The sequence below is a fragment of the Dehalococcoides sp. genome (genome assembly GCF_041654235.1).
GTDB classification, from domain to species: Bacteria; Chloroflexota; Dehalococcoidia; order Dehalococcoidales; family Dehalococcoidaceae; genus Dehalococcoides; species Dehalococcoides mccartyi_B.
Genome location: NZ_JBAZDW010000062.1, coordinates 1 through 7,288, shown reverse-complemented (window position 1 = coordinate 7,288; position 7,288 = coordinate 1). Strand labels below are relative to the sequence as shown.

The 7,288-nt window shown below is 45.5% G+C and carries 11 protein-coding genes and 1 pseudogene; all 12 read right to left on the bottom strand.

Annotation, left to right across the window (positions count from 1 at the left end; all coding sequences use genetic code 11):
* A pseudogene (locus WC259_RS06965) lies at positions 1-291 on the bottom strand (hypothetical protein); the annotation flags it as partial.
* A gap of 1 nt (position 292) precedes the next feature.
* Complete coding sequence (locus WC259_RS06960) at positions 293-1,534, bottom strand: phage tail tape measure protein (protein WP_372643840.1); 1,242 nt, start codon at positions 1,532-1,534, stop codon at positions 293-295.
* A gap of 7 nt (positions 1,535-1,541) precedes the next feature.
* Positions 1,542-1,748, bottom strand: coding sequence for a hypothetical protein (locus WC259_RS06955; protein ID WP_372643837.1), 207 nt, complete (start codon positions 1,746-1,748; stop codon positions 1,542-1,544).
* Positions 1,741-2,085 carry a hypothetical protein gene (locus tag WC259_RS06950; protein WP_372643834.1) on the bottom strand — a complete coding sequence of 115 codons (345 nt, stop codon included), beginning with the start codon at positions 2,083-2,085 and terminating at the stop codon, positions 1,741-1,743. Before WC259_RS06950 ends, WC259_RS06955 begins: the two co-directional genes overlap by 8 nt.
* Positions 2,085-2,891 (bottom strand): hypothetical protein, encoded by an 807-nt coding sequence (locus WC259_RS06945; RefSeq protein ID WP_372643832.1) that lies wholly within the window; start codon positions 2,889-2,891, stop codon positions 2,085-2,087. Before WC259_RS06945 ends, WC259_RS06950 begins: the two co-directional genes overlap by 1 nt.
* Positions 2,892-2,902: 11 nt before the next feature.
* Positions 2,903-3,271, bottom strand: a complete 369-nt coding sequence (locus WC259_RS06940; RefSeq protein WP_372643829.1) for a hypothetical protein — start codon at positions 3,269-3,271, stop codon at positions 2,903-2,905.
* 12 nt (positions 3,272-3,283) lie between these two features.
* Positions 3,284-3,700, bottom strand: coding sequence for a hypothetical protein (locus tag WC259_RS06935; protein WP_372643826.1), 417 nt, complete (start codon positions 3,698-3,700; stop codon positions 3,284-3,286).
* Entirely contained in the window at positions 3,697-4,086 is a 390-nt protein-coding gene (locus WC259_RS06930) for an HK97 gp10 family phage protein (RefSeq protein ID WP_372643823.1), read from the bottom strand. The genes WC259_RS06935 and WC259_RS06930 overlap by 4 nt, the downstream gene beginning before the upstream one ends.
* A complete protein-coding gene (locus WC259_RS06925) occupies positions 4,086-4,664 on the bottom strand; it encodes a head-tail connector protein (protein WP_347007346.1) in 579 nt (192 codons plus the stop codon). Before WC259_RS06925 ends, WC259_RS06930 begins: the two co-directional genes overlap by 1 nt.
* 1 nt (position 4,665) lies before the next feature.
* Entirely contained in the window at positions 4,666-4,995 is a 330-nt protein-coding gene (locus WC259_RS06920; protein ID WP_372643819.1) for a BppU family phage baseplate upper protein, read from the bottom strand.
* A 13-nt stretch (positions 4,996-5,008) separates the two neighbouring features.
* Positions 5,009-5,527: a hypothetical protein gene (locus WC259_RS06915; protein ID WP_347007348.1), complete on the bottom strand. Its 519-nt coding sequence runs from the start codon at positions 5,525-5,527 to the stop codon at positions 5,009-5,011.
* A 70-nt stretch (positions 5,528-5,597) separates the two neighbouring features.
* On the bottom strand, positions 5,598-7,244 hold the full coding sequence (locus WC259_RS06910; protein WP_372643816.1) for a hypothetical protein: 1,647 nt from the start codon (positions 7,242-7,244) through the stop codon (positions 5,598-5,600).
* Between the last annotated feature and the right edge of the window lie 44 nt (positions 7,245-7,288).

The window sequence follows — 7,288 nt, the reverse complement described above, 5'->3', positions numbered from 1 at the left end:
ACCGGTGAAGATGTCATAAGTTGCGCCGCTATAAGTGGCCCGGATATTTATACGCTTCCATGGTTTAATATTAGGGTAGTAAGCCCCGCCGGTATTACTGGGCCAGTAATTACCGCTTGAATTGGTAAGTATAATAGTGGCTACACCGCACTCAATGCGGTCTAGTTGTTTCTGCCTGCCTCGCCTGGTGGAGAATGAAATAGCATCAGCCGTAACATCCGTCCAAGTGGGTATTTCGGCGAAGGGTTCGCTATCAAAGGCAATTCTTACTTGTAATGTGGGTAATATCATATCAAGCCAACCCTAGATTAGCGTTTCGTGATTTATCTTGTAGCAGGGCAGAGCGGATACTCTGGGCGAGGTCGTATTCAGACATAACCGAACCCTGAACAGTAACGTTTACAGTAGTGCCAAATCCTTGTCCGAGAGGGGTTATCGCTTCAGGGCCAGCTTCTCCCACCATGGCCAGCGTAGGTTTAGTTACGATGCCGCCATCCGCAAACCCAGGTATATCTTCTGTATTAGCTTCTACAACCTTATTCATGCCAAAGATAATGGCACCTGCCGCTGCCACTCCAACTAACGCCTTCACAAGACCAACACCTGTCAAGGCTTGGAGGAACACCATGGCGGCGTTTATTTCCATGATGGCAACTTTGATACTTTTGAAAGCCCTAACTACCTGCGGAATTATCAGGAGCAACCCACCAACACCTATAAATGCCAACCCAAATTTCACAAATGCTTCTGTGGCTTCAGGATGTTCTGATAACCACGCAATAGCTGGTTTTAATTGCTCAGTTAAACTATTTGCCAGATTGATAACTGCCGGGGCCAGTGCTTCGCCTATTTGAACTTTCATACCGTCAAAAGTAGTCTTCAACTTCTCAATTGAGTCTCCAAGTTCAGCAGCCTTGTTGGCACTGACGTCATCCATTGTAACGCCGAGGTCATTTGCTTCTTGCCTCAGGCCTGCTAATGCTGCCGAGCCGTCAGCAAACATAGGCAACAAGTCCGTCCCGCTTTTGCCAAATAAATCAAATGCCAGTGATGCCCTTTGTCCCGCATCATCTACATCTGCCAAAGCATAAGACAGTTTCAAGAACTGGTCTTCTTGGTTCAATCCTTGGAGGTCTGTTAGTTTTAATCCCAGCTTATCCAGCGTATCGGTTGCGAGTGCAGACCCTTCAGTAGCATCTGCCATGAACATTTGCATACGCTTAACGCTGGTTTCAAGGTCTTCAATACTGCTTCCTGACATCTGTGCGGCGTACTTCAGCTCTGATAATGCCTGTGCACTAATGCCTGTTCGGGTAGCCATTTTTGACAGTGCATCACCGGTTTCCGCATAGGATTTAACGGCAGCTATACCTAAACCAGTTATAGCCGTTCCAATCGCCATTAGACCTATTCCGGCTTTTTTGGCACCTTCGGATAGTTTCTGCAGTTTTACCTGAGCAGAGGAAAGGCCTGCTTCCATGTCCTTGGTATCTGCACCTATTTTAATAACCAAATCGGCAATAGACTTAGCCATAATTACCTCACTTCAGGACTTCAGCAATGGCCTCATTTAGCCGTTCTATGTCCTGATATTCCACCATTCGCCCAATGCTATCGGGAGTCATATCCGGGTGATTATCCCTAATCAGTATCCAGAGGATTTTCTTTAGGGTGGATATAGGCCTGTCCTGCAAGGCCGTCACCATTGCACTGGTAGAACCAAACTCACGCTCTATATCTTCAAGCACATTCAGGTTCAGGGGGGAGAGTGTAAAAAGGGTTTCCCCTAGTTGTATCTTCCTCAGTTTGGGGTCTTGGTTTAGAGACATTTGTTTTCCTTTCAGGTTGTTTACCAATAAAATCAGATGGTTTGTATTTGCGTTTGTCTGAACTGCATATTGCCGATAGGATTAAGGCAACGTTGTATGACTGTTGGTAGGTGGCCATACGTTCCTGATAATCGGTTTCGGCTATGAGAATGTTTAAGTCTTTGACAGGCATAGTGCGTACCAGATTGCGGGTATATTCCAGCGGCCACTTGTAAACTCTCATCAGGTAGACAATTGTCTCATCTAGGTTACGCATTACAAAGAGGCAACCTCAACACTCCCGGTCCCCTGGAAGTCGTACGAATAAGTCACCAGAGCATCAAGGCTTGAGGTCACATGTGCGCCGCTTATATATGCGTTTCCTATCCATGCCTGACCAGTGGTAGCGCTTTCTGCGAGGGCTAATATTACTTCAGACCCGATACCCAGAGGGGCACCATACTTATACCCTTCAAATGAGCCTCCCCATTGAGTACTACCGGGAGAGAATGTTCTGGCACCGGCATCTATAAACGATGTGCTGTCCAGAATATCCACCGTATAGTCCAACTGCCATGACTTAATGCCAGCGATAGCCTTCAGGGCTTCAATATCGTCAATCCAGAGGTTGAAAGCACCTTTATCAACTACTTGCTTCAGCCCGACTGAGATGACCGCAGTTAAACTGCTAGCGTCTCCTAAGTCCAGCAATACACGTGTCCACGTGTTAGCACTTAAAGCGGGGAGATTAAGTGATTTCAAAACACTGGCACACTGGGCGGTATCATCCAGTAAGAGCTGAACATCGCCGGCATCTAGTGCCACGCTGGATTTCACCCATGCGTATATTTTCTTGTAGGCCGAGAGGTCTTTGCTAGCGATGTCATTGGCAGCAATAATGTCACCTGCACCCAGACCGGCTGCACAAGCGAACTTGGCACTGTAAGCCCCCACTTTAACGTCTGTGCTATCTGCTGAAGCGGTAACATCACCATCAACCAGCTCGTCCCAAGCTGCCTCGCAGTTCTCAATTAGTAAGGCGGATGTAAATACCCCGCCTAATTTACCCGATACAACACTCATTTTTTAACTCCTTAAGCTGTAGGTACAGTAAGTGCCCCGGTGCCTTGATAATCGTATGAATAGGCCGTCAGCCCATCTATACTATTTGCGGGGTGGATACCAGTTACAATTGCTTGTCCTGTCCACTGCTGAGTCGCAGTCTGGCTTTCCTTGAGTACCAAAGACACTTCAGAACCAATGGTTAGAGGTGCACCCTTTTTGTAGCCTTCAAAACTGCCAGACCAACTGGAACATCCTGCCGCAAAGGTACGTACACCCACATCTTCAAAATCTGTGCTATCCAGCACTTCAGACGTGTAATCCAGTTGCCATGATTTAATACCGGCTACTGTGGCACCACCCACAGTTACCTCGCCGGCTTTACCGCTTAAAACTGCCATGTAATCCTCCTATTATTCCCATACTTCAATTTCAAATTCTGTTCCCAGATAAACATGTCCACCCATGCTAAACGTCCCTTGACCAGAGTTTCTTATGACTCTTGTTGTATCGCATTTACCACCAAGGGTAACGTCACTATCAACGGCCGCTTTAACCGAGTTATCGCCTGTGTTTTCCACGAAGTCCAGCAGAGCGTTAAGCCCGCTTGGCTGGTCTGCGGTTTGGGTACAGATTTTTACCTTGAAGCGATGTAGTTGCATATTGGTAGCACCCATCGTCTGGTCATATTCTGTACCGGTGTGGAATATTAGGGCAGTCGGAAAGCTATTAACTGATTGGGGTATTTCGGAGCAAGAAAAAACCGCCTTGAGAGCGGTTATGGTTTGTAGCCTTGTCTTGAGGCCATTCCCTATTATTTCTACACTCATTTTGGCCACCTATCCGACATGATTTTCCCCAATTCATCGCTGAATTTGTCTATGTCTTCTTGCGAGTTATTAACTGTGAAAGTGAACATACCCTCACCGAGTACCCTAGTGCTACCTTCCATATGGCGGGCTTCCATTTTTGACGTACCATATTCAACGAATGGGGCATATTCAATATTTGTGCCTATTTCAGCTGATAGGTCAGACATCCGCGTTGCTATTGATGCTCTCAGTCGTCCTGTGTCAACCACAGTTGCTTTCTTGGATCGGTTTGCCATTTTGATTGCTAGTTTAGACAGCTCTTTGTTTACATTAGATAAGATATCTTTGTTAGTGAGTGCCTTAATAATTTCTTCAGCACCAAGTACCTGGACATTGATGGCCATTAAAAATACCTCTGCTTGCGATAGGCTTGAACTATCAAATGTATGTCTGGGTCAAGCCCCTTGTAGTAATGCACTTCGCCTAATTCAGGCACTCCCACTACATCAGCGAAGGCGGTCTCTTTACGTTTATACCAGCGTTGTACTTGTATTATGCTGGCCCTGCGTATTGGCCCTGGTACAGTAGAGGCATAACCCCAGGTTCCTGTGATAGAAACTCCGCTTGGAATACCAGAGGCAAAACTGGAATAGTTTCCATTAGGATTTATTCTAATGGACTCCTTGGGTGTGCTGTTAAGGGGGTAAAGAATATAATCGCTTGTGGTTAAAGTGGCCTCGTAAACTCCGTCTCCGTTTGTGTCCAGTTTGAGACTGGTGAGCGTAATCAAATCTGGAATACATAATGGGCTGGCGGTTCCGTCGAAGTACTTTGTAGTGGTAACGCTGTCAAAACTTCGGTTACAGAACTTATCTATGAGGTCTTTAGTTTGCCCTATTAATGCTTGGAGTATATCGTCTGACTCGCCACCTGGAATATTAAGTTCTCTTTTAACTTCTTCAAGAGTGCAATAATCTGTCATATTAGCCACTCTCCACTACAGTAATGCTGAAATTGCCGGTGCTTTCCCGTACAGTTGTTACTCCACCTGATACTATTGTTAATTCCAGTTCGGCATGGTAAGTACCCGTAAGAGCAAAGTCTGTTCCGGTCAACGTATAGGTAACAACACCATTTTCAGCATCGCTTATTGTGCAAGCCCCGGTTACAAGCAAGGTCGTAGGTGCGCCAGGCTTCCAGACTTTCAAATTAATTGCATACCCGGTCAGATTTTTTGCTACACCTGTAGAATCATGGACAGTAAATTGCAGGGTATAACCTTTATCACTGTTCGGTATTGTTAAGGTAGCCATAAATCAGCCTCCCTTATGCACCATCATCAGCAGCAGTGACTGTGTAGGTCAGGTTAATTACGTCATCGTCTACCACAGAACGCCCGGAGGCAAATTTGGAATAGCAGTACAGGACGTTGTCTGCCCCAGCAGTATGGTCTCCTTTGGTATTGATGCTAAACAGTGCCGCTCCGTACATTGTCTTTGTGCCTGAGATAGTGAACACAGCTTTATTTGCTGAGTTGGTAACCGAGCCAGAGCTGGAGGCCGCTTCAACAAAGGCAGGCCGAGCTGCTTCATCATAAGCAGTACTCTCGGTAAATGTCGGTACGTCATAGGTCATACCTGCGTCTGGCGTGGTATCTGTTTCCACAAGCCCACAGTACCAGGTTGCTATCTGGGTAGTGCCATGGAACATCACATCAAGTATGCGGTTACGCCCCTCGGTTGTGACTATGTTATGGCTTTCTTCTTTCCAGATGAGCTTGCCTTTGCGGTAACACTCGGTAAGGAACTTACCGCTTAGTTTGCATCCGTCTTTAATATTTTCCACTTAATCCTCCCTTTATAAACCAAAAGACCAACTTGGGGGTTGGTCTTTGAAGGTCATTCCCTTTGATTATTTATTCAGTTTTTGTATTTAAGGTTATGGATTGGTCTTTCAGCCCCAGAGTAATCGCCCTCTGCTTTAATTCTGCTGCCGAACTGCGGTTAAGCAGGTTTACTGTGATAGTCCGGGCTGGTATTGTTCCTGTTCCGGCCCGTCCATAGAGATTGACAGTGAGTTTAATAAGCCCACTTATATAATTCAGGGAAATATCACCCAGCTTGAAACCATCAGTTACAGATTCAAAAAACTGGCAGATAGCATTGGCAGTAGCTCCGAGTGAAATGTCCTCCTGAACTATCAGGTTTAGCGTGCAAGTCATACTGGGGGCATCAGAAAGAGTTAGCCCATCAGAAAGAAGCAGGTTATAAATAGCTGCGCCTGAGTAAGAGGGACTATCCGAAAGAGATAAACCATCCTGAGCCAAGAGTGCTAATATGGCAGTTGTTAATGGAGTATCGGATAACTTAATTCCTGCCTGCACCAGCAATTGGTAAATCAGATTGGTAAGGGTGGTATCAGTAAGGGAAACGCCATCCATCGCTTGCAGGTCAAAAATTATTGAGCCTAATCCACTGTCTCCGGTAATCAGCCCATCAGCCAGTGTTACCTGAAAACTTACTTGCGTACTTGGTGTGTCTCCCGCAGTTACTCCATCGGCTACTGCTAAACTCAACAGGGCGGTACCTGAGGGCAAGTCAGAGAGATTTAAACCATCTATAAGGTTGGGGTTATGGATAGCCTGTGCTGCCGTTGTATCGGTTAAAGAAATACCGTCCGATAAGAGTAAGGAAATTAAGAAGCCAGCTGTTACTGTATCGGAAAGTTTTTGCCCGTCTGTGAGACTCAAGAAAATACTGATATTCCCCTGCGGTGTATCCCCCAGAATAACCCCATCCTGAGCAGAGACATTCAGGATTGCCTGAGTGCTTAAGATGTCACCCAAATTCAACCCGTCATTAACTTCTGTATTGGCTATTAGCTGAGTTCCTTGGGCATCTCCTAAGGTAATTCCATCAGAAAGAACGAGAGAAAGTTTTAAATAAGAGGCTAGGCTCTCACCCAAAGACAATCCGTCTGAGATTATGGGGTAAGAAACTCTGGTATTGCCCAAAGACTCACCCGATTTAAGCCCATCTGTTAGAGCTAAGTTTAAGGATAAACTCCCCTTATTATTATCTCCTATGCTTAATCCATCAGTGCAGGATAATTCATAGGTGTTACTGGTGGTTGCACCAGTGCCATATATAGAGATGGCATCATCTGCCATTAAGTTATACGTATTGGAACCAGAGCCAAAATAGTCGCTCGAAGAATAATAATAACCGTTGTAACCGGAAGTATCTACCTCTAATCGACCACTGCTATAATAGCAACCAAGTAAATCACCAATTACTACATCAATAGAGAGGCCTGTAAATGTTCGCTTTGCCCCAGAAGCTACTGACCCTATAGTTTCATAATCTCTGTCATCATAGCTTGTACCAGACCCTGAGAATGTACCTATTTTAAAATTAGAAAGATTTAGAGTTATAGCCCGTACTTCAATCGTATCTAATATTCCGGTATCATTGGCAGGGTTATTCAGGTCAACGGCGGTGTAAAGCGCCGATTGAGTTCCACCCCTATTTGTAGCACCAGGCCCAATATCAATTACAGCCATATCAAGCCTCCATTAGTTCTGTACCGGGCATTATCTCCTTTGAA